This is a genomic window from Streptomyces yangpuensis (genome assembly GCF_024666385.1).
GTDB lineage: Bacteria > Actinomycetota > Actinomycetes > Streptomycetales > Streptomycetaceae > Streptomyces > Streptomyces yangpuensis.
On the sequence record NZ_CP102514.1, the window covers coordinates 6092345 to 6113397 of the forward strand.

General features: G+C 73.1%; 16 protein-coding genes. 7 read left to right on the forward strand and 9 right to left on the reverse strand.

Annotation, left to right across the window (positions count from 1 at the left end):
* Positions 1-102 precede the first annotated feature (102 nt).
* Together NRK68_RS27695 and NRK68_RS27700 are read left to right on the forward strand one after the other, a co-directional pair.
* Positions 103-1503 carry an 8-oxoguanine deaminase gene (locus NRK68_RS27695; RefSeq protein ID WP_183063776.1) on the forward strand — a complete coding sequence of 467 codons (1401 nt, stop codon included), beginning with the start codon at positions 103-105 and terminating at the stop codon, positions 1501-1503.
* A gap of 303 nt (positions 1504-1806) precedes the next feature.
* Entirely contained in the window at positions 1807-3198 is a 1392-nt protein-coding gene (locus tag NRK68_RS27700; protein WP_183063777.1) for a nucleobase:cation symporter-2 family protein, read from the forward strand.
* A 173-nt stretch (positions 3199-3371) separates the two neighbouring features.
* On the opposite strand, the gene NRK68_RS27705 is transcribed toward NRK68_RS27700, so the two are convergent.
* The 4 genes from NRK68_RS27705 to NRK68_RS27720 all read right to left on the reverse strand — a co-directional run bounded on the left by NRK68_RS27705 (position 3372) and on the right by NRK68_RS27720 (position 8009).
* On the reverse strand, positions 3372-3959 hold the full coding sequence (locus NRK68_RS27705) for a 3'-5' exoribonuclease domain-containing protein (protein WP_183063778.1): 588 nt from the start codon (positions 3957-3959) through the stop codon (positions 3372-3374).
* Between the two features lie 50 nt (positions 3960-4009).
* On the reverse strand, positions 4010-5200 hold the full coding sequence (locus NRK68_RS27710) for a GDSL-type esterase/lipase family protein (protein WP_373023809.1): 1191 nt from the start codon (positions 5198-5200) through the stop codon (positions 4010-4012).
* A 326-nt stretch (positions 5201-5526) separates the two neighbouring features.
* A complete protein-coding gene (aceB, locus tag NRK68_RS27715; RefSeq protein ID WP_183063780.1) occupies positions 5527-7146 on the reverse strand; it encodes a malate synthase A in 1620 nt (539 codons plus the stop codon).
* A 251-nt stretch (positions 7147-7397) separates the two neighbouring features.
* Positions 7398-8009: a nucleotidyltransferase family protein gene (locus tag NRK68_RS27720; protein WP_183063781.1), complete on the reverse strand. Its 612-nt coding sequence runs from the start codon at positions 8007-8009 to the stop codon at positions 7398-7400.
* Positions 8010-8267: 258 nt separating this feature from the next.
* Here NRK68_RS27720 and yczR point away from each other — a divergent pair, with 258 nt between their 5' ends.
* A complete protein-coding gene (gene yczR, locus NRK68_RS27725) occupies positions 8268-9755 on the forward strand; it encodes a MocR-like transcription factor YczR (protein WP_257857079.1) in 1488 nt (495 codons plus the stop codon).
* Positions 9756-9805: 50 nt separating this feature from the next.
* Here yczR and NRK68_RS27730 read toward each other — a convergent pair whose 3' ends face one another.
* The 3 genes from NRK68_RS27730 to NRK68_RS27740 form a co-directional block, all read right to left on the reverse strand.
* The gene (locus NRK68_RS27730) at positions 9806-11530 is read right to left on the reverse strand and encodes a PP2C family protein-serine/threonine phosphatase (protein ID WP_257857081.1); all 1725 of its coding nucleotides are present in this window, start codon (positions 11528-11530) and stop codon (positions 9806-9808) included.
* 155 nt (positions 11531-11685) lie between these two features.
* On the reverse strand, positions 11686-12315 hold the full coding sequence (locus NRK68_RS27735) for a response regulator (protein ID WP_183063783.1): 630 nt from the start codon (positions 12313-12315) through the stop codon (positions 11686-11688).
* A complete protein-coding gene (locus NRK68_RS27740; RefSeq protein WP_257857082.1) occupies positions 12312-13682 on the reverse strand; it encodes a sensor histidine kinase in 1371 nt (456 codons plus the stop codon). The genes NRK68_RS27735 and NRK68_RS27740 overlap by 4 nt, the downstream gene beginning before the upstream one ends.
* A gap of 134 nt (positions 13683-13816) precedes the next feature.
* Here NRK68_RS27740 and NRK68_RS27745 point away from each other — a divergent pair, with 134 nt between their 5' ends.
* Positions 13817-14902 (forward strand): ABC transporter permease, encoded by a 1086-nt coding sequence (locus NRK68_RS27745; RefSeq protein WP_183063784.1) that lies wholly within the window; start codon positions 13817-13819, stop codon positions 14900-14902.
* On the forward strand, positions 14899-15669 hold the full coding sequence (locus NRK68_RS27750; RefSeq protein ID WP_257857084.1) for an ABC transporter ATP-binding protein: 771 nt from the start codon (positions 14899-14901) through the stop codon (positions 15667-15669). The genes NRK68_RS27745 and NRK68_RS27750 overlap by 4 nt, the downstream gene beginning before the upstream one ends.
* Here NRK68_RS27750 and NRK68_RS27755 read toward each other — a convergent pair.
* Positions 15624-17141: a hypothetical protein gene (locus NRK68_RS27755; RefSeq protein ID WP_257857086.1), complete on the reverse strand. Its 1518-nt coding sequence runs from the start codon at positions 17139-17141 to the stop codon at positions 15624-15626. The two genes, NRK68_RS27750 and NRK68_RS27755, sit on opposite strands and share 46 nt — an antisense overlap.
* 196 nt (positions 17142-17337) lie before the next feature.
* Positions 17338-18141, reverse strand: coding sequence for an IclR family transcriptional regulator (locus NRK68_RS27760; RefSeq protein ID WP_183063785.1), 804 nt, complete (start codon positions 18139-18141; stop codon positions 17338-17340).
* Between the two features lie 337 nt (positions 18142-18478).
* Between NRK68_RS27760 and allB the strand changes: the two genes are divergently transcribed.
* On the forward strand, positions 18479-19813 hold the full coding sequence (allB, locus tag NRK68_RS27765; protein WP_183064204.1) for an allantoinase AllB: 1335 nt from the start codon (positions 18479-18481) through the stop codon (positions 19811-19813).
* Between the two features lie 2 nt (positions 19814-19815).
* Entirely contained in the window at positions 19816-20934 is a 1119-nt protein-coding gene (gene alc, locus NRK68_RS27770; RefSeq protein ID WP_183063786.1) for an allantoicase, read from the forward strand.
* Positions 20935-21053: the final 119 nt, after the last annotated feature.

The following is a 21053-nucleotide window of genomic DNA, read 5'->3' on the forward strand; positions in this document are numbered from 1 at the left end:
ACGGGGCGGCAGTACTGTCAGCTGCCAAGCCCCCGGCTCCGGCACTCAAATCCCCTGGGTATTGCCGTGCCCGCACCGCCACTGAAAGCACGAGGAAGTCCCATGGCAGCACCGGCAGCCCCTGACAGCGCCGTCCAGCGCATCGTCATCGAGAACTGTGCGATCGCGACCGTCGACGCCCATGACACCGAGTACGCCTCGGGCCACATCGTCGTCGCCGGCAACAGGATCGAGTCCATCGGTGCGGGCAAAGCCCCCGAGAACCTCGAGAACGTGGTCCGCCGGATCGACGGCACCGGGCACCTCGTGACCCCCGGTCTGGTCAACACGCACCACCACTTCTACCAGTGGATCACGCGTGGCCTGGCCACCGACCACAACCTCTTCAACTGGCTCGTCGCGCTGTACCCGACGTGGGCGCGCATCGACGAGCAGATGACGTACACGGCCGCGCAGGGCTCCCTCGCCGCGATGGCCAAGGGCGGTGTGACCACCGCGATGGACCACCACTACGTCTTCCCCAAGGGCTCCGGCGACCTGTCCGGCTCGATCATCCGCGCCGCGTCCGAGATGGGCGTCCGCTTCACCCTCGCCCGCGGCTCCATGGACCGCAGCGAGAAGGACGGCGGCCTGCCCCCGGACCACGCCGTCGAGACCCTCGAAGGCGCGCTGGCCGACACCGAGGCCACCGTCAAGAAGTTCCACGACGCCTCCTTCGACTCTATGACCCAGGTCGCCGTCGCCCCCTGCTCCCCCTTCTCGGTCTCCACCGAGCTGCTGAAGCAGGGCGCCGAGCTGGCCCGCCGCCTCGGCGTGCGCATGCACACGCACGGCAGCGAGACGGTCGAGGAGGAGAAGTTCTGCCACGAGCTCTTCGGCATGGGCCCGACCGACTACTTCGAGTCGACCGGCTGGCTCGGCGAGGACGTGTGGATGGCGCACAGCGTCCACATGAACGACTCCGACATCGCCGCGTTCGCCCGTACCAAGACCGGTGTGGCGCACTGCCCGTCCTCCAACGCCCGGCTGGCCGCCGGCATCGCCCGCGTCCCGGACATGCTCGCCGCCGGCGTACCGGTCGGCCTCGGCGTGGACGGCACCGCCTCCAACGAGTCCGGTGAGCTCCACACCGAGCTGCGCAACGCGCTGCTGATCAACCGTCTGAACCCGGTGCACCGCGAGGCCGCGCTCAATGCCCGCCAGGCCCTGCGCCTCGGTACGTACGGCGGCGCGCAGGTCCTCGGCCGTGCCGACAACATCGGTTCGCTGGAGGTCGGCAAGTGCGCCGACCTGGTCCTGTGGAACCTCAGCACCTTCCTGCACTCCTCGATCGCCGACCCGGTGACCGCCCTGGTCTTCGGTGCGGCCGCCCCGGTGACGGCCTCGTTCGTCAACGGCAAGCAGATCGTCGAGAACAACCGGCTGCTCTTCGCCGACGAGGACGCCATCGCGGTGTCCACGCGGGAAGAGGCCCAGCGCCTCGCGCGGATCGCGCAGGCCTGATCCCCCGGAGTCCGGCCGGGGGGGACGGCCCCCGGCCGGCGGCCGCGGACCCGAGCGGGGTCCGTGGGCAGCCGTTCCCGGGTGGCGCCCGAGGAGATCCGAAGGCGCCCCCGGGGGCGGTGACTCGTGCCACCTGCGCCACGGCGCATCGCGGAAGCGGCGATTGGGCGAATCGTTTCTGCACCCCTTGGGACCAGTAGTCGCTCCACCCACAACTTCACACAGCGCTCGACTCGCACCGCTTTCGCACCACCTCCATGACACCCACGTCCCTGCCGACGTGTTACCCGACCGGAGGAAGCCGTGGCCAACCCGCCCAGGTTTCGCAAAGACGCAGTCGCAGTTCCGGAGGAGAAGCATCCGGTCGACGAGACCCTGCCTCCTCTGAAGATGTTCACCAGCGGCCTCCAGCACGTGGCCGCCATGTACGCGGGTGTCGTGGCCCCGCCCATGATCGTCGGCCCGGCGGTCGGCCTCTCCGCCACCGAGACCGCCTTCCTGATGGGCGCCTCGCTCTTCACCGCGGGCCTCGCCACCCTCCTGCAGACCCTCGGTTTCTGGAAGATCGGCGCCAAGCTCCCCTTCGTCAACGGCGTCTCCTTCGCCGGCGTGACCCCGATGATCGCCATAGGGAAGGGGGAGGGCGCGGACGCCCTCCCCGTCATCTTCGGCGCGATCATCGTCGCCGGAGCCATCGGCTTCGTCGCCGCCCCCTACTTCGGCAAGCTCGTCCGCTTCTTCCCACCCGTCGTCACCGGCACGGTCATCACGCTCATCGGCGTCTCGCTCCTGCCCGTCGCCTTCAACTGGTCGCAGGGCGGCAACCGCACCGCCACCGACTACGGCTCGATGCAGAACATCGGCATGGCCGCCGTCACCCTGGTGATCGTCCTGCTCCTGCGCAAGTTCCTGCGCGGCTTCCTCCAGCAGATCTCCATCCTGCTCGGCCTGGTCGCGGGCACCCTGATCGCCCTTCCGCTGGGGATGACCAGCTTCGACGCCGTCAAGAACGCCTCGGTGATCGGCTTCCCCACCCCCTTCCACTTCGGCGCCCCGCAGTTCCAGATCGCCGCGATCGTCTCGATGTGCATCGTCATGCTCGTCTGCATGACCGAGTCCACCGCCGACATCCTGGCGCTGGGCAAGATCGTCGGACGGCCTGCGGACGAGAAGGCCATCGCGGGAGGCCTGCGCGCCGACACCCTCGGCAGCGCGGTCAGCCCGCTCTTCAACGGGTTCATGTGCAGCGCCTTCGCCCAGAACATCGGCCTGGTCGCCATGACCAAGGTGCGCAGCCGCTTCGTCGTCGCCGCTGGCGGCGGCATCCTCATCCTGCTGGGCCTCTGCCCGATGGCGGCCTCCGTCATCGGAGTGGTCCCGCTGCCCGTGCTCGGCGGCGCCGGCATCGTCCTGTTCGGCTCGGTGGCCGCCAGCGGCATCCAGACCCTGGCCGGCGCGGCGATGGAGAAGGGTGAGAACGCCCTGATTGTCGCCGCCTCCGTGGGCATCGGCCTGATCCCGATCGCGGCGCCGGACTTCTACCACGCCTTCCCCAAGGAGCTGCTGGTCGTCCTCGACTCCGGCATCAGCACCGGCTGCGTGGTGGCCATCGTGCTGAACCTGGCCTTCAACCACCTCGGCGCCAGGAGGGGCGCGGCCTCGGGGGCCGCACCCGAACCGGTCCCGGTCCACTGACCGGCCCGGGAACAACGAAGAACGAAGAACGAAGAACGAAGAACGAAGGACGGTGAACGAAGAACGACGGCGGTGCGCTCGCCACCCACTGCGGGTGTGGCGAGCGCACCGCCGCGTTCCGGTACGGGCGAACCGCCGTGCGCCCGTACAGCCGGTGACGGCGCGTCGGGGGGTCAGGGCCGCCAGAGCATCAGGTTGCTCATCAGCTCGGCCTGCTCGATCGCGTCGTCGAGTGCGTGGTGCGTGTGGCGCCGCCGGGACAGCAGTTCACGGGGCATCCGCCCCTTGACCGCGGCCCGCAGCGGCACCCGCGCTTTCGTCGCGTAGAGGGTCTTCATGTCGAGGCATCCGGAGTGGCCGAAGGGGCTGTCCCCGCCGAACCGCATCAGGTACCAGTACAGGAACGTCCAGTCGAAGGACGCCGGGTAGCCGCACATCACCGGCTGGGCGCCCTCGGACACCTTGCGCACCCAGGCGCGGAACGCGGCCATCGCGGCCGCCGGATCGGTGCCCTCCCGGACCAGCCGGTCGCGGTCGAGCCCGCTGACGGCCAGCGCCTCGGGCACCCACGCGTCGCTGATCGGCCGCAGCTCCCGGTAGAAGGTCCGCTGCTGCGGATCGGCGGCCGTATACGAATCCCCCTCCTGCCGGCCCGCGACGGCGGCCCCGAAGCTGATCATCGAATACGGTCCTGGAATGGGCCCGTCGGCCTCGATGTCGACGGAGATGTAGAGACTGGGACGTGCGGTGCGAACTGCCATGCGCGAGAGCATGCCAGCCCGCACCGCTGTCGATCATCCGGTTTTCGCCCTTACGGCGCCGGGGTCAGGAACATCCCGGTGTGGTCGCCGCCCACCGTGTTCCTGCAGCCGGAGGCGGAGTTCGCGGGCTGCGCCACCGCCAGGGCCAGGCAGCGGCCGGCGGCCAGCTGGCCGTAGTGATTGGGGTGCATGGACTCCTGGATGAGGCCCTGCGACTCGTTGTTGTCGATCCAGCGCGCCCACTCGCTCGTCCGGCCCGACGCCGGAACCGTGGAGCTCACCTGCTTGCTCGTCTTCGCGCACACCTCGCGTCCCTGGAGCATGTCCCGCAGGTCCAGGAACTGCACGCCCTTGGCCGCGGCGACGCCCTTGATGCGGTTCGCGATCTGCGGCACGAGCGAGTCGCGCGCCCAGTCGGAGTCCCGGTTCCAGAAGGGGCAGCCACCGGTGTTGAGCCGGCTCCAGTCGCTCTGCGTGTACCGGTTCTCCGCGCCGCGCGGGATCGGCGACGGGTAGGACTGCAGCACGATCCGGTAGGAGGAGTCGGCGTACCCGGCCGTGCGCATGACGGCCCGTACCTCGTCCACGGACTTGCCGACCTTGCCCATGACCGCGTCGATCTTCTGGTCGACGGCGTACTGCTGGTCGTCGTAGCAGTAGGAGTTCCAGAGAATGAAGTCGTACGCGCAGCTCTTGATGATGTCCGCGAAGCCCAGGTCGTTGCCGCCGATGGACAGCGCGATCACCTTGACGTCGTGGCTCGCGGCCACCGCGGCGAGCTGGTCGGCCTGCGGGGCCTCGCCCCGGTAGGAGACCCCGCCGTTGGCGGCGCGGAAGACGTTGTCGGACGTCGCACCGGAACAGGCGAGGTTCACGGCGACGTCGGCGACCGCCCCGGCGCTGTGCACCTCGGCCGAGTCGGAGCGGTGGCAGCCGCCGGCCGTGGCCCCGTACACCTTGCCCGGGTCGTAGGTGCTGCCGCTGATCCAGCCCCGGTCGGTGCCGTTGCGGCTGCCGGTGTTGGTCAGGCTGTTGCCCTTCCAGCGCCCCGCCTCGCCGGATATGTAGCTGTCGCCCATGGACACCACGGCCGTGGGACCGGTCCCGGGGGCGGCCCCGGCGGTGCCGGCACCGCCGGCCAGCAGCGCGCCGGCGGCGAGCGGCACGGTCACAGCGGCACAGGCCAGTCGTCGCACCCGACTGGGGTCCCGGTCCTTGCTGACGTTGCGGAATCCGATCACTGCGGAACTCCTGCGCTCGGCCACGCCGAAGCCGGGCAACGAACGCGTTGCCCGAGACGTGGCTGGGAAGTGGGGGTTACCGCCGGCCGGTGGCATCGGAAAGGTGACACGGCCCCGCTTGTTACCGCTAGGTACAGTCATGTTACGAACCAGTAACGACCGATCGGTCGTTCGGGTCGCCCGCTCCGTTTCCGCCCGACTTCCCTCCTGCGCAGGCCGACTGACGCACCGTCGGGTGATCACACGGCTCCGCCCCCGCTGCCTGGGGCGGCGGGGGCGGAGCCGGAGGTTCGGGCCGCTGTGCGTGTCGGCCGGACCCGGGAACGTCAGCCGACGAGCTGGTCGTACGCGGGGAGCGTGAGGAAGTCCGCGTAGTCCGCGTCCAGGGAGACCTTGAGGAAGAGGTCGTGGGCCTGCTGCCACTTGCCGGCCGCGAAGGCCTCCTCGCCGACCTCGGTGCGCAGGGCGGCCAGCTCCTCGGCCGCCAGCTCGCGGGTCAGCTCGGCCGTGGCGGTCTTGCCGTTCTCGAAGACGACCCCGGCGTTGATCCACTGCCAGATCTGCGAGCGGGAGATCTCGGCGGTGGCCGCGTCCTCCATCAGGCCGAAGATGCCGACGGCGCCGAGGCCGCGCAGCCAGGCCTCGATGTAGCGGATGCCGACCTGGACCGCGTTGCGCAGGCCCTCGTACGTCGGCTTCGCGTCCAGCGAGTCGATCGCGATGAGCTCGCCGGGGGCGACCGAGACGTCCTCGCGCAGCCGGTCCTTCTGGTTGGGCTTGTCGCCGAGGACGGCGTCGAAGGAGGCCATGGCGATCGGGACCAGGTCGGGGTGGGCGACCCAGGAGCCGTCGAAGCCGTCGCCCGCCTCGCGGTCCTTGTCGGCCTTCACCTTCGCGAAGGCGATCTTGTTGACCTCGGCGTCCTTGCGGGACGGGATGAAGGCCGCCATGCCGCCGATGGCGTGCGCGCCGCGCTTGTGGCAGGTGCGGACGAGCAGTTCGGTGTAGGCCCGCATGAAGGGGGCGGTCATCGTCACCGCGTTGCGGTCCGGCAGGACGAACTTCTCGCCGCCGTCGCGGAAGTTCTTCACGATGGAGAAGAGGTAGTCCCAGCGGCCCGCGTTCAGGCCGGCCGCGTGGTCGCGCAGCTCGTAGAGGATCTCGTCCATCTCGTACGCGGCGGTGATCGTCTCGATCAGGACGGTCGCGCGGACGGTGCCCTGCGGAATGCCGACGTAGTCCTGGGAGAAGACGAAGATGTCGTTCCAGAGGCGCGCCTCCAGGTGCGACTCCGTCTTCGGCAGGTAGAAGTACGGGCCCTTGCCGAGGTCGATCAGACGCTTGGCGTTGTGGAAGAAGTACAGGCCGAAGTCCACGAGCGAGCCCGAGGCGGGGCCGCCCTCGAACCGCAGGTGGCGCTCCTCCAGGTGCCAGCCGCGCGGCCGCATGACGACGGTCGCGAGCTCGGCGGCGGGCCTCAGTGCGTAGGCCTTGCCCGTGCGGGCGTCGGTGAAGTCGATGCGGCGCTCGTAGGCGTCGATCAGGTTGAGCTGGCCGAGGACGACGTTCTCCCAGGTGGGGGCCGAGGCGTCCTCGAAGTCGGCGAGCCAGACCTTGGCGCCCGAGTTCAGGGCGTTGATGGTCATCTTGCGGTCCGTCGGACCGGTGATCTCCACACGGCGGTCGTTCAGCGCGGCCGGGGCCGGCGCCACCTTCCAGTCGCCCTCGCGGACCTGTGCGGTGTCCGGGAGGAAGTCGAGGGTGGAGGTGCGGGCGATCTCGGCGCGGCGCTCGCCGCGGCGGGCGAGGAGCTCGGCGCGGCGGGGGGCGAACCGCCGGTGGAGCTCGGCCACGAAGGCGAGGGCCGCTTCGGTGAGGACTTCGTCCTGCCGGGGCAGGGGCTCGGCGTCGACGATGGCCAGCGGGGACGGCGCTGGTGCGGACATATCTGTCACTCCTTCAGCGGCGGTGCCTGGCGGCCGCGGGGAATGCTCGCGCGGGACGGCACGCAGTGCCGTCGGGTGTGGAGAGCTCCGAAATACGGTCGCGGGCGCCGTCTGTGGGTTCAGGGCGCTTCTGACCAGTGGATAGTAATTTCCTCATGGTGGAAGTTCAATGGTTTGTTGATGTCGAGATTCTCTGAGTCGACAGATTCCACTTTCCGGTGGCCCTCAGTGCCACTGTCGTCACGCGGTGCTCAGAGGAGTCGTGCCAGGTCGGGCGGCGTGTCGATGTCGAAGGCCTCTGCGACGTCGGAGCACTCCACCAGCATGAGCTCTCCGGCGTGGCGCGCCAGGTGGACCCGGGCGCCCTTGTCGCCGGTGGCCGTCGCCGCGATGTCCGCCCAGCGCTCCGCCCCGAACAGCACCGGGTGCCCGCGCTCCCCGCCGTACGCCGCCGCCGCCAGGCTCGCGGGGGACCGGTAGGCCTCCCGGACCCGGGCCACGGCCGCCGGGCCGATGCCCGGCTGGTCGACCAGCGACACCAGGGCGGCGCGGGCGTCCGTACCGGCCAGGGAGGCCAGGCCCACCCGCAGCGAGGAACCCATCCCCTCCGCCCAGTCCGGGTTGTCCACGACCACGCAGCCGCTCAGATCGGCGCGCTCGCGGACCTCGGCCGCCGAGGCGCCGAGGACCACGTGCACCGGACCGCAGCCCGCCTCCCGCAGGACCCGTACGGCGTTCTCCACCAGTGGCCGGCCGCGGTAGGGCAGCAGGGCCTTGGGGCGGCCGCCGAGCCGGCGGCCGCCGCCCGCGGCCAGGAGCAGTCCCGCGATCACGGGCGAATCGGAGTGCGTGTGGGATGACATGCCACCGATTCTCGCTCCCGCGCGCGGTCCTGATCCCGCGGCCGCGGTGCGCAGACGCGCCGTAGGAAGGCGAGCCGTACGGAGGCGAGCGCGGCCCCGATCCGCAGTGGGCGGGAGACCCGGTTCTCGGCGGCGGCCAGCAGGGCACGTTCGTCACGGTCGGTCAGCATTGCGGCGTCTCCTTGCCAATCAGAGGCCAATACCGCGAGTCTGGACCCGGATTGGCCTGGCCGTCAGAGCCAATCGAGGGAGGTTGGCATGGCGATCGGGCGAGTGGTCCAGGCAGCGGACAGAACCATCGGCAGCCGCCAGCTCGCGGCCCTGCTCCCCGCCGAGGTACGGGCCCGCCCCGGCTACCGGTCGCTCGCCGACGCCCTGCGCACCCTGATCCTCGACGGCCGCATCGCCCTCCACGTCCGGCTGCCCGCCGAACGCGAGCTCGCCGAAGCCGTCGGCGCCAGCCGGGCCACCGTCACCGGCGCCTACGACCTGCTGCGCGAGAGCGGCTACGTCCGCAGCCGACGCGGCTCCGGCACCTGGACCGAGCTTCCCGACGGCCACCGGCCCGTCGGAGCCCACGCCCTGGTCGGCGCCGCCGGCCACGGCGCCGACGGCGAGCCCGGCATCGACCTGGCCATCGCCGCCATGGGCGCCCCCGAGGGCCTCCTCGCCGACGCCGTCGCCCGGGCCGCCACCCGGCTGCCCGAGGCCGCCCGCACCCCCGGCTACCACCCCTTCGGCCTGCCCGAACTGCGAGAGGCCGTCGCCGGGCGCTTCACCCGGCGCGGCCTGCCCACCCGACCCGAGCAGATCCTCGTCACCTCCGGCGCCCAGCAGGCCTTCGGCCTCGTCGTCAGCCTGCTCTGCCGGGGCGGCGACCGGGTCGTCACCGAGAACCCCACCTACGCCAACGCCCTCGACGCCCTGCGCCACGCCCGCCTGCGCACCGGCTCGATCGCCGTCTCCGACGCCGGCTGGGACATGGAGATCGCCGAGTCCACGCTGCGCCAGACCGTGCCCCGGCTGGCCTATGCGATCCCCGACTTCCACAACCCCACGGGCGCCCTCATGCCCGAGGAGGAGCGGCTGCGGCTGCTCGCGGCGACCCGCCGCACCGGTACCTGGCTGGTGGTCGACGAGACGATCGCCGACATCGCCCTGGACGTACCGGCCCCCGCCCCGCTGGCCTCCCTGGGCCCGCGCGGCGGCGCGGACCACGTGGTGACCATCGGCTCGCTCAGCAAGACCCACTGGGGCGGCCTGCGCGTCGGCTGGGTCCGGGCCACCGCGAAGATGATCACCGAGCTGACGGCCGTACGGGTCTGCGCCGACATGACCGGCTCCGTCCTCGACCAGCTCGTCGCCCTCCCGCTGCTGGCGGGCATGGACCGGTCCCTGCCCGCACGGCTCGCCGAACTGCGGAGCCGGCGCACGGCCCTGGTGGACTCGCTCCAGCGGCACACCCCGCAATGGTCCTGGCAGGTACCGCCGGGCGGCCTCTCGCTCTGGGTGGACCTCGGCGAGCCGGTCAGCTCGGCCCTGACCGAGCGGGCCGCGGCCGCCGGTGTGCACATCGGCCGCGGCGCCCGCTTCGGGGTCGACCCGGGCACCTTCGAACACCGCCTCCGCATCCCGTACACCCTCCCCGCCGACCGCCTGGACGAGGCGGTCCGCCGCCTGGCAGCCGCCCTCCACGACGGCGCCCCCCTCCCGCCGTCGGTGAACCGCCCGCACTGGGTGGCGTAGGCCGAGGACCCACCTCCCGCCGTCCGCCCCCGGCCCCCGCCCGTCCGCGGTCAGCCGACGCCCAGGGCGACCAGGCAGGTGTCGTCGTCGTGCTCGTCGGACGCGCAGGCCTCCAGGATGCGGTCGAGGGCGTCCTGGGGCCCGAGCCCGTCGCACCGGGCCAGCGCCTTCCGCAAGGTGTCGACGCCGTCGGCGATGTCCTCACCGCGGCGTTCCACCATGCCGTCCGTGTAGAGCAGCAGCAGATCACCCCGGCGGAGTTCCGCGGTCGCGGTCTCGTACGCGTGCCCGGGCAGCAGCCCGAAGAGCGGACCGCGGTGCTCCGTGTCCAGCACCGAGGCGGCGCCGTCCCGCAACAGCAGGGGCGCCGGATGGCCCGCGCACGCCCAGCGGAACCTCCGCTCCGCATCGATGTGTCCGATGATCCCCGTCGCCGTCTCGGCGGCGGGGTCGGCGCACAACAGCTCGTTCAGCCAGGTGGTCAGCTGGCCCGCATGGGTCCCCGGGGCGTGCGCGAGACCCGCGAGGGCATGCCGCTGCTGCGCCATCCGGGCCACGGCGCCCAGCCCGTGGCCGCAGGCGTCGCCGATGGCGAGCAGGATCCGGCCGTCCGGCAGCAGCCGGCACTTGTACCAGTCCCCGCCCACGGCGGCCTCCGTTTCCGCGGGCACGTAGGCGGCCGCCACGGACAGGCCCGCCTCGGCCAGCTCGGCGGAGACCGTCGGCAACAGCGCCTCCCGCAGGGAGGAGGCGACCCGCCGCTCCGCGGCCGCCTCCTCCCGCAGCCGATCGGACTGTCTGCGCGTCGCGGCGAGCCGCTGGCGGCTGCGGACCTGCGACGTCAGATCACGGGCGATGACGTGCACCGACCAGGGGAGTCCGTCGGTCGCGATGACGGGATGCCCCACGAGGTGCAGGGTGCGGATCTCCCCGAGCACGCCGAAACGGATCTCGGTCCCCGACGGTTCCTCCCCGTCCACCAGCGCCAGCAGGAACTTCGCGAAGCGCGCCACGTCCTCCAGCAGCACCATGTCGCACAGTTCCGCGAGAGCCGGGGGACGGGCCGGGTCGGTGCGGAAGATCGACGACAGCCCCTCCGACCAGACGACCTCCCCGGACAGCAGGTCCCAGGTGCCCCACCCCATGGACGCGATGTACTGGGCGTCGAGGGAGAGGAGCTCCCTGCGGTCGTGCGCCGCCCGCCACGTCGCCAGGACCTTGCCGCCGCAGGACGAGGCGTCGTACAGGAGCTTCGTGCGGTGCAGACCGTCGCCGCGCTGCTCCGTGTAGTCCAGGGCGTACCCCTTCAGGGCGCGCCCGGTGTCCAGCACGGAGCCCAGCGCGCCGACGAGCCCGCCGACGGCCGCACCGGGCTGGACCTCCAGGAGCCTTCTGCCGACCTGGCGGTCGGGGGACTCCAGCCACTCAGCCGCCCGCACGTGGTTGCCCGCCTCGACCGTGAAGTCGACGGTGACCCCGTCCTCGTCGCGCAAGGGGGCGAACAGCGCGGCCGACAGCGGAATGGCGGGCAGGGTGGCGCGGACACAGGCCCACGGGTCGGGCCCGTCGCCCTCGCCGCGGCAGCCGTGCCCCGTTGCGCGCGTACCGCACGCACAGCGTTCCCCTGCCTCGTCGGCCGGTGCCGCTCCGGGCGGCGCGGAGCCTTCCTCGAGCCGGACACCGGCGCCGTGCCGGGCCGTCTCCCGCAGCGCGCGCACCTCACGGGCGAGGTGCCGCTTGAGCGTGTCGGGGTCTTGGGGGATCAACGGGGTCATGAGCATCACCGCCGGTTGCGTCCGTCGGTCCTTGGCCGTCCGGGAGGCGCCTGCCCTCGTGCGGGCCGTCCACGCCCTCCCGGCCGGTGAAGGAGCCCTCCGCCGAGCCCGCGCGCCGCCTCCGGCCGGGCCCCGCACCCCGGAGGACCCGCCGGCTACGGGGTGCGGATCAGGCGGCGGGTGGCGGCCGCCGCTACTGCTGCCGTGCGGGATTCGACGCCCAGCTTCGCGTACACGTGGACCAGGTGGGACTTGACCGTGGCCTGGCTGAGGAAGAGCTGCTTGGAGATCTGCTGGTTCGACAGGCCGTCCGCCACCAGCTGGAGCACCTCCAGCTCCCGCTTCGTCAGCGCCTCCGCCGGCGTCCGCATCCGGTCCATCAGGCGCAGCGCCACCGCCGGGGCCAGTGCCGACTGGCCCGCGGCGGCCGTGCGTACGGCCGCCGCCAGCTCCTCCGGCGGGGCGTCCTTCAGCAGGTAGCCCGAGGCGCCCGCCTCCACCGCCGCCAGGATGTCCGCGTCCGTGTCGTACGTGGTCAGCACCAGCACCCGGGGCGCGCCCGGGTGCGCCGTGATCAGGGCCGTCGCCTCCGAGCCGTGCATGCCCGGCCCGAACTGCAGGTCCATCAGGACGACGTCCACCGGTTCGCGGGCGGCCAGCTCCACCGCCCGCTCGGCCGTCGCCGCCTCGGCCACCACCGCGAAGTCCGCCTCGGTGTCCAGCACCGCGCGCAGGCCCGCCCGGACCACGGGGTGGTCGTCGGCGAGCAGGAGACGGATGGTCACGGCGCCTCCACGGGGTCCATGGCGTCCAGCGGTTCCAGGGGCAGCGGCAGGGTGACGGCCACGGCGGTGCCCTGGCCCGGGTCGGACTCCACCGTGAACAGCCCGCCGAGGCTCTCGGCGCGCGAGCGCATCGCGGGCAGCCCGAAGCCCCCGTCGGCGGAGCCGGCAGCCGTGCCCGGGCCGGCCGCGGCCGAGGACGGGCAGAAGCCGTCGCCGTCGTCGACGATGTCCAGCGTGACCGAGGCGTCCATGAAGGTCAGCGTGATCTCCGCGCGCCCGGCCCGGGCGTGCCGCACCACGTTGGCCAGCGCCGACTGGGCGATCCGCAGCAGCGCCACCTCGTACGGGGTGGGCAGCACCCGCGGCCGGCCGCTCAGCGAGAACCGCACCCGCGGCCCCCGCACCCCCGCGCACAGCCGTTCCAGCGCCGCCGCCAGCGAGCCGTGCTCCAGGTCCGGCGGCGTGAGGGCGCGTACGAAGCGGCGCGCCTCGGCGAGGTTGTCCTGCGCGGCCTCCCGCGCCTGCGCGATGTGCGGCAGGGCCGGCGCCCCGTCCGGCAGCGCCCGCTCGGCGGCCCGCAGCAGCAGCTGGATGGAGGACAGGCCCTGCGCGAGGGTGTCGTGGATCTCCCGGGCCAGGCGCTCGCGCTCGGCCAGGATCCCGGCACCGCGTTCGGCCGCGGCCAGCTCGGCCCGCGTCGTGATCAGCTCCTCGATCAGCTCCCGGCGCCGTTCGCTCTCGCGGTACAGCGCCTGGTAGCCCAGTACGGTCGCCACGGCCACGGCACCGCCCAGCAGCGGCCCGAGGAAGGCTCCGGGGGTCACCGCGCTGCTGTGCGCGAGGAAGCCGCCGATGGCGGCGCAGGCGGTCACGGCGACGGCCGCGACCCCCCAGCGCAGCCGCAGCAGGTGCAGCTCCAGGAAGTACAGCGGGAAGGCGATCCACAGCCCGTCGGGGGAGAGCGCCAGCAGACCCGCCCAGGCCGCCCCGAGCCCGGCCAGCCACACCGCACCCGCCCGCGGCGAGCGGTGCACGGCCGGCGCCCGTACGCCCGCCGCGTAGACGGCGGCGAGCAGCGCGCAGGCGGCGATCACCCAGCCGGCCCGGGGCGCGGAGTCGGCGACGGCCCGGCCGGCGGCCAGGACGAGCAGCCCCAGGAGCAGGGCGTGCAGGCACAGCGTCAGCACCTTCGACACCGGCGTCAGCGGCCGGGCGGCGGACGCGGTCGCGGGCACGGTCGGGGGTACGGGCGGCGCGGGCGCGACCGCAGTCGGGGGTACGGGCGCAGCCGGGGGTACCGGCGCGGTCACGGGCTCGGGCGGGGGCGGGCAGGCGCCGGGCGGGACGGGGGCAGCGGCAGCAGTCATGTCCGAACCAGCGTAAAGCGGTCCCGCCGGGCCCCGGTCAACCGAAAGTTTGATGTCCCGGTGCGCCCTTCGATACCAGGATCCCTACTGTGGCGCGATGCCTTGTGTCCACGCGGAAGACCAGGGTGGGGGACATGTTCGTCGCATGGAGAGATCTACGGTTCGCCAAGGGCCGCTTCGCCCTGATGGGCTCGGTCGTGCTGCTGATCACGCTGCTGGTCGGCCTGCTGTCCGGGCTCACCGCCGGCCTGGCCCGGGAGAACATCTCGGCCGTCACCGGCCTGCCCGCCTCGCACCTGGCCTTCGCCGCGCCCACCGGGGACCAGAAGGTGTCGTTCACCAGCTCCCAGGTGCCCGAGTCCGCCTGGCTGGCCTGGCGCGAGCAGCCCGGGGTGCGGACGGCGCAGCCCCTCGGCATCCGCACCACCAACGCCGTCTCGGGTGAGCGCACCGCCGCCGTCTCGGTCTTCGGCGTGGACCCCGCGGGCGGGCTCGCGCCGCGCGACACGGGCCTCGCACAGGGCCGGGTGGTCCTCGCCGAGAAGGCGGCCAAGGAGCTCGGCGGCGTCACCGCCGGCGCCAAGATCAAGATCGGCCCGCTCGAACTGACCGTGGCCGCCGTCTCCGGCACGGCCGCTCACAGCCACACCCCGGTCGTGTGGATGGACCTCAACGACTGGCAGCGCATCGGCAACCCCGGCACCTCCGTCGACACCCTCGCCACCGTCGTCGCCGTATCCGGCAGCGGCATCGACCTCGCCGCCGCCGACCGGGCGGCGGGCACCACAGCGCAGACCGTCGACGAGGCCCTCGGCGCCATCGGCTCCTACCAGGCCGAGAACGGCTCGCTCCAGCTGATGCGCGGCTTCCTCTTCGCCATCTCGGCCCTGGTCATAGGCGCCTTCTTCACGGTGTGGACCATCCAGCGCAGCGGCGACATCGCCGTCCTGAAGGCCCTCGGCGCCTCCACCCCCTACCTCCTGCGGGACGCCCTCGGCCAGGCTGTGGTGATGCTCGCCCTCGGCACCGGGCTGGGCACCGCCCTCGCCGCCGGCTTCGGCGCGCTGATCAGCGGCGGTGACGTGCCCTTCGTCCTCGACGCCGCCACGGTGCTCGTCCCCGCCGCGATCATGATCGCGCTCGGTGCGCTGGGCGCGGCCCTGTCCATCCGGCGGATCACCGCCGTCGACCCGCTGACCGCCCTCGGGAGCGCCCGATGACCCTCCTCGTCCACGACGTCACGCTCACCTACCCCGACGGGGAGAGCCGGCTCACCGCCCTGGACGCGGTCGGCCTGGAGGTCCCCGCCGGCACCCTCACGGCGGTGATCGGGCCCTCCGGCTCCGGCAAGTCCTCCCTCCTCGCGGTCGCCGCCACCCTCGTCACCCCGGACAGCGGCCGGGTCGTCGTCGCGGGCGAGGACACCACGCGGCTCGGCCCCGCCGAGAAGTCGGCCCTGCGGCGGGAGAAGATCGGCATCGTCTTCCAGCAGCCGAACCTGCTGGCCTCGCTGACCGCCGCCGAGCAGCTCCAGGTCATGGCGCACGTGGCGGGACGGCCCACGAAGGCCGTACGCGGCCGCGCGCTGGAGCTGCTGGACGCGGTGGGCCTCGCCGACAAGGCCGACAAGCGTCCCCACCAGCTCTCCGGCGGCCAGCGCCAGCGGATCAACATCGCCCGCGCGCTGATGAACGAGCCCGCCGTGCTGCTGGTCGACGAGCCGACGAGCGCCCTCGACCACGAGCGCGGCGCGGCCGTGCTGGACCTGCTGGTCACCCTGACCCGCGAGCGCTCCACCGCCACCGTGCTGGTCACCCACGACCACGCCCACCTGGAGCGGATGGACCGTACGGCGACGATGGCCGACGGCCGGCTCACCGGCGCCGGCGCGGACGCCCCGGCGGATACGGTCCCCGGAGCCCAGGACGCCGCCGGGGGTGCTCAGCGCGCCGGCGCGGGCACCGCCCGGGCGGAGGGTGCCAGGTAGGCGCGGTAGCCGGGCAGGCCCGGGAGCGCGGGCAGGTCGTGCGGGCGCCACCGTGCGGCCCACGGCGGGGGAGGGGCGCCGCCGGCGACGAGGACCGCCGTCGGCGTGGTGCGGGCGAGGCGAACGAGTCCGGCGGCGCTGATGCTGCCGTCGTGGCCGCCGAGGAGCTGGCGCGAGGCGCATCCCGTGCGAAAGCCCGTCCGGACGGCTTCCGCGCCGCTGACCAGGCACGGTGGCCGCAGTCCCTGCGCGCGCAGTTCGGCGACCACGGCCGTGAAGGCGGCCGCGGTGGCCCGGCTGCGGGCACCCACGCCGGCGGTGATCGCCAGTTGGAGTGCGAAGTGCGCGGCCAGCGCCAGACAGAGCCCGGTCAGGACGAGCGGGCGCCCGCGGGCCGCGGCGAACACCCGGGCCAGGCAGTACGCCACCGGGAGGGAGAGCAGCGCGTAGGCGGGCAGCAGGAAGCGGGGGGCCGCGTAGCCGACGAACAGCAGGTACGGCGCCGCGACCGACAGTGCGGCGGCGGTGGGCACGAGGAGTGTGCGCCACGGGCCGGGGCCGCCGCGGTGGGCGACGGCCAGGCCGCCCGCGACGAGCACCGGAAGGGCGAGCCACCACAGGCCCGTCACCGGATGGCTCCACGGCACGTCGCAGGGACGGCACAGGGTACGGCCGCCGAGGGCACGCAGGTGGTCCCCGAAGGCCGGATGCCAGCCGAGACCGCCCTGGATCTCGGCGGCGCGGTGCAGGCGGGCGAGGATGCCGCCGTGGCGCAGCTCGGCCTCGACGGCCCAGGACGCCCCGCCGAGCACGGCGCCGACCGCGACGGCCGCCGGGAGGGCGGGCCGCCGCCACTGCGGGACGACGGCCGAGGCGCAGACCAGGGGCAGGGCGAGCCAGAGCGCGTCGGCGGGGCGCATGAGCGCCGCCAGGGCGGTCGCGGCGCAGAGCCCGGCGAGCGCCCGCCGGTCGCCGGGGGCGCGGGCGGCCCGCAGGAAGCAGCCGACGGCCATCAGCGACCCGAAGGCGACCCAGAGGTTGGGCATGGCCTGCGGCCCGTACGAGAGCGCCGTCCACAGGCCGGCGAACAGGGCTCCGGCGAGGGCGAGTACGGGGGTGGGCAGCAGCCGCCGCCACAGCCAGAGCGACAGCAGCAGGGCTCCGGAGGACAGCAGGGCCAGATGGATCCGCAGGACCGTGACGGACGGTGTGAAGGCGGCGACCGGCGCGACGAGGTAGCTGATGCCGCGGGCGCGCGGGGCGCTGAAGAACGCGGCGGGGGCGTCGCGGGAGACCTGGCTGACGTAGACGGTCTCGTCCCAGCCGAGGCCGGTTCCCGGTACCGCCAGGAGCAGCTGCGCGACGGCGTACGCGACGGCGACCGGCCCGAGCAGCCACAGATCGCCGTGGCGGCGGACGCGGACGGCGAGCCGCGGACGCACGGCCGGCTCCGTGAGGGGGTCGGAAGCCATGGGCGGCCCTCCGGGGGCGGGACGGGAGGCGGACGGGACTGACCACGCTGCCCGGCCCGGCAGCACCCCGCCAGCGGAGAGCGGCGGCCGGCCGTACACGGCGCGAGCCCCGCCGGACGGGTCCGGCGGGGCTCGGCGTACGGCGGGGCTCGGCGTACGGTGGGGCGGTGTCCGGCGGGGTGCCGGGAATCTCCGGCTACGCCGGGGTCTGGTTGGACAGGGCCACCGACAGCTCTGCGGCGACGTTCTGGAGGATCGGGACGAAGGACTCGGTCACGGCCTCGGTGACCCGGCCGGCCGGGCCGGAGATGGAGATCGCGGCGGCGGTCGGCGAGTTCGGCACCGACACGGCCAGGCAGCGGACCCCTATCTCCTGCTCGTTGTCGTCGACCGCGTAGCCGGCCCGGCGGACCTGCTCCAGCGCCTCCAGGAAGCCCTCGGGCGTGGTGATGGTCCTCTCCGTCGCGGCGGGCATCCCGGTGCGCGCGAGGAGGGCGCGGACCTCGTCGGCGGGGGTGTGGGCGAGGAGGGCCTTGCCCACACCGGTGGAGTGCGGCAGCACCCGGCGGCCGACCTCGGTGAACATGCGCATGGAGTGCTTGGACGGCACCTGGGCGACGTAGACGATCTCGTCCCCGTCGAGGAGGGCCATGTTCGCGGTCTCGCCGGTCTCCTCGACCAGACGGGCCAGGTAGGGGCGGGCCCAGGTGCCCAGGAGGCGCGACGCGGACTCGCCGAGGCGGATCAGGCGGGGGCCGAGGGAGTACCGTCGGTTGGGCTGCTGGCGTACGTACCCGCAGGCCACCAGCGTGCGCATCAGGCGGTGGATCGTGGGCAGGGGCAGGCCGCTGGCGGCGGACAGTTCGCTGAGGCCGACCTCGCCCCCGGCGTCCGCCATGCGTTCGAGCAGATCGAAGGCGCGCTCGAGGGACTGGACGCCACCACTGGCGGCAGGGGTCTTCGAGGAAGCGTCGGTGGTGCTGGCGCTGGACGTCGGCACGGCGCGGTCCTTTCGGTGCTGGCAGGCAAGGGAGCAGCCTACCCGGCGGCCGGCGTCGGCCCCAGTCCTGGGGTCGGGGCCGTCGCCGCCGGTCAGAGGTGGTTTGTCCTGGTGGCGGACATGCTCGGGAAGTTATCCGTCCGACTCCCGGTGGCGGTAGCTACATTCTGTATGGCGAAATCTTAATTCCATCTTGTGGAAACATCCAATTGCGGTCCCGGTGGGTCAGTGGTCCGTCCGGGCGCTCTTGACTGCTCCCGGATCGCCGGGAAGACTCCGTCAACAGAACGTTGAATTTCGCTCTGTGGAAGTAGATGGGGAGGTTCCGGTGGCCGACGTGGCTGTGGAACTGGTACTGCGCTCGACGCGCGTCATCACCCCCGAGGGGACGCGCGCCGCCTCGGTCGCCGTCGCCGGCGGGAAGATCACGGCCGTGCTGGCACACGACGCCGAGGTACCGGCCGGAGCCCGGCTGCAGGACTTCGGCGACGACGTCCTGCTCCCCGGCCTGGTCGACACCCACGTCCACGTGAACGACCCGGGCCGCACCGAGTGGGAGGGCTTCTGGACGGCCACCCGCGCGGCCGCCGCCGGCGGCATCACCACGATCCTCGACATGCCGCTCAACTCCCTCCCGCCGACCACCACGGTCGACAACCTGCGCGTCAAGCAGGAGGTCGCCCGCGCCAAGGCGCACGTGGACGTCGGCTTCTGGGGCGGCGCCCTCCCGGACAACGTCAAGGACCTGGCCCCGCTGCACGATGCCGGCGTCTACGGCTTCAAGTGCTTCCTGTCGCCGTCGGGCGTGGAGGAGTTCCCCGAGCTCGATCAGGAGCAGCTGGCCACCTCCCTCGCCGAGATCACCGGCTTCGGCGGCCTGCTGATCGTGCACGCCGAGGACCCGCACCACCTCGACGCCGCCCCCGTCGTCCCGGGCCCCAAGTACGCCGACTTCCTCGCCTCCCGGCCGCGCGACGCCGAGAACACCGCCATCGGCAACCTCATCGCCCAGGCCAAGCGGCTGAACGCGCGCGTCCACGTCCTGCACCTGTCCTCCTCCGACGCGCTGCCGCTGATCGCCGCCGCCAAGGCCGAGGGCGTCCGCATCACCGTCGAGTCCTGCCCGCACTACCTCACCCTGACGGCCGAGGAAGTGCCGGACGGCGCCAGCGAGTTCAAGTGCTGCCCGCCCATCCGCGAGGCCGCCAACCAGGACCTCCTGTGGGACGCGCTCGCCGACGGCACCATCGACTGCATCGTCTCCGACCACTCGCCCTCCACCGCGGACCTGAAGACCAGCGACTTCTCCACCGCGTGGGGCGGCATCTCCTCCCTCCAGCTGGGCCTGCCCGCCGTCTGGACCGAGGCGCGCCGCCGCGGCCGGACCCTGGAGGACGTCGTCCGCTGGATGTCCGCGGCCCCGGCCGCCCTCGCCGGGCTGGCGCAGAAGGGAGCGATCGAGGCCGGCCGTGACGCCGACTTCGCCGTGCTCGCCCCCGAAGAAACGTTCACTGTGGACCCGGCCGAACTCCACCACCGCAACCAGGTCACGGCGTACGCGGGCAGGACCCTGCACGGCGTCGTGAAGTCCACCTGGCTGCGCGGCACGCAGATCGCCGACCACGGCACCCCGACCGAGCCCACGGGCCTCCTCCTCGAAAGGCAGAACTGACAGTGGCGATTCCTTCCTTCACCGGCAACGCGAACCCGTACGGAGGCGGCGACCCGTACGCGGACTACCGCACCGCGGACTTCCCCTTCACCCGGTACGCGAACCTCGCCGCCCGTGAGCTGGGCGCCGGTGTCATCGCCGCCAACGACGAGTTCTTCGCCCAGCGCGAGAACCTCCTCATCTCCGAGGCCGCGCACTTCGACCCCGAGGACTTCGGCCACAAGGGCAAGGTCATGGACGGCTGGGAGACCCGCCGCCGCCGCGGAGTCTCCGCCACCCAGCCCTGGCCGACCCCCGAGGACCACGACTGGGCCCTCGTACGCCTGGGCGCGCCCGGCGTCATCCGCGGCATCGTCGTCGACACCGCCCACTTCCGCGGCAACATGCCGCAGGCCGTCTCCATCGAGGCCACCAACTGGGAGGGCGCCCTCGCCCCGACCCCGGAGGAGCTCCAGGGCGACGACGTGAAGTGGACGACCATCGTGCCCCGCACGGCGGTCGGCGGCCACGCCGCCAACGGCTTCGAGGTCGACGCCGAGCAGCGCTTCACGCACCTGCGCGTCAACCAGCACCCCGACGGCGGCATCGCCCGCCTGCGCGTCCACGGCGAGGTCCTGCCCGACCCCAAGTGGCTCGCCGCGCTCGGCTCCTTCGACGTGGTGGCGCTGGAGAACGGCGGCTCCGTCCAGGACGCCTCCAACCGCTTCTACTCCCCGCCGACCAACACCATCAACCCGGGCCGCTCCCGCAAGATGGACGACGGCTGGGAGACCGCCCGCCGCCGCGACAACGGAAACGACTGGATCCGCTACCAGCTCGTCACCGAGTCCGAGATCCGCGCCGTCGAGATCGACACCGCGTACCTCAAGGGCAACTCGGCCGGCTGGGCCTCGCTGTCGGTGAAGACGGGCGAGGAGGGCGAGTGGACGGAGTTCCTGCCGCGCACCCGCCTGCAGCCCGACACCAACCACCGCTTCGTCCTGGACACCCCGGCGGTGGGCACCCACGTACGGATCGACATCTTCCCGGACGGCGGCTTCTCCCGCCTGCGGCTCTTCGGCTCACTGACGGAGGCCGGCGCGGCGGCGCTGACCGCCCGCCACCAGGAGCTGGGCGGCTGACCCCGTACCCCTGACCGCCCCGGGGGCCGACACCCCCGGGGCCCGCACGTCCCGCCGGGGCGCACACGCCCCACCGGGGCCGCACGTCTCGCCGGGCGCACCGCACGCCGGTGCGCCCC

Bases quoted from the DNA above. Each gene is read 5' to 3' on its own strand.
- NRK68_RS27695 (WP_183063776.1), top strand. From the start codon at position 103: ATGGCAGCACCGGCAGCCCCTGACAGCGCCGTCCAGCGCATCGTCATC.
- NRK68_RS27750 (WP_257857084.1), top strand. From the start codon at position 14,899: ATGACCCTCCTCGTCCACGACGTCACGCTCACCTACCCCGACGGGGAG.
- NRK68_RS27745 (WP_183063784.1), top strand. From the start codon at position 13,817: ATGTTCGTCGCATGGAGAGATCTACGGTTCGCCAAGGGCCGCTTCGCC.
- yczR (WP_257857079.1), top strand. From the start codon at position 8,268: ATGGCGATCGGGCGAGTGGTCCAGGCAGCGGACAGAACCATCGGCAGC.
- NRK68_RS27720 (WP_183063781.1), bottom strand. From the start codon at position 8,009: ATGTCATCCCACACGCACTCCGATTCGCCCGTGATCGCGGGACTGCTC.
- NRK68_RS27740 (WP_257857082.1), bottom strand. From the start codon at position 13,682: ATGACTGCTGCCGCTGCCCCCGTCCCGCCCGGCGCCTGCCCGCCCCCG.
- NRK68_RS27755 (WP_257857086.1), bottom strand. From the start codon at position 17,141: ATGGCTTCCGACCCCCTCACGGAGCCGGCCGTGCGTCCGCGGCTCGCC.
- NRK68_RS27705 (WP_183063778.1), bottom strand. From the start codon at position 3,959: ATGGCAGTTCGCACCGCACGTCCCAGTCTCTACATCTCCGTCGACATC.
- NRK68_RS27730 (WP_257857081.1), bottom strand. From the start codon at position 11,530: ATGACCCCGTTGATCCCCCAAGACCCCGACACGCTCAAGCGGCACCTC.
- aceB (WP_183063780.1), bottom strand. From the start codon at position 7,146: ATGTCCGCACCAGCGCCGTCCCCGCTGGCCATCGTCGACGCCGAGCCC.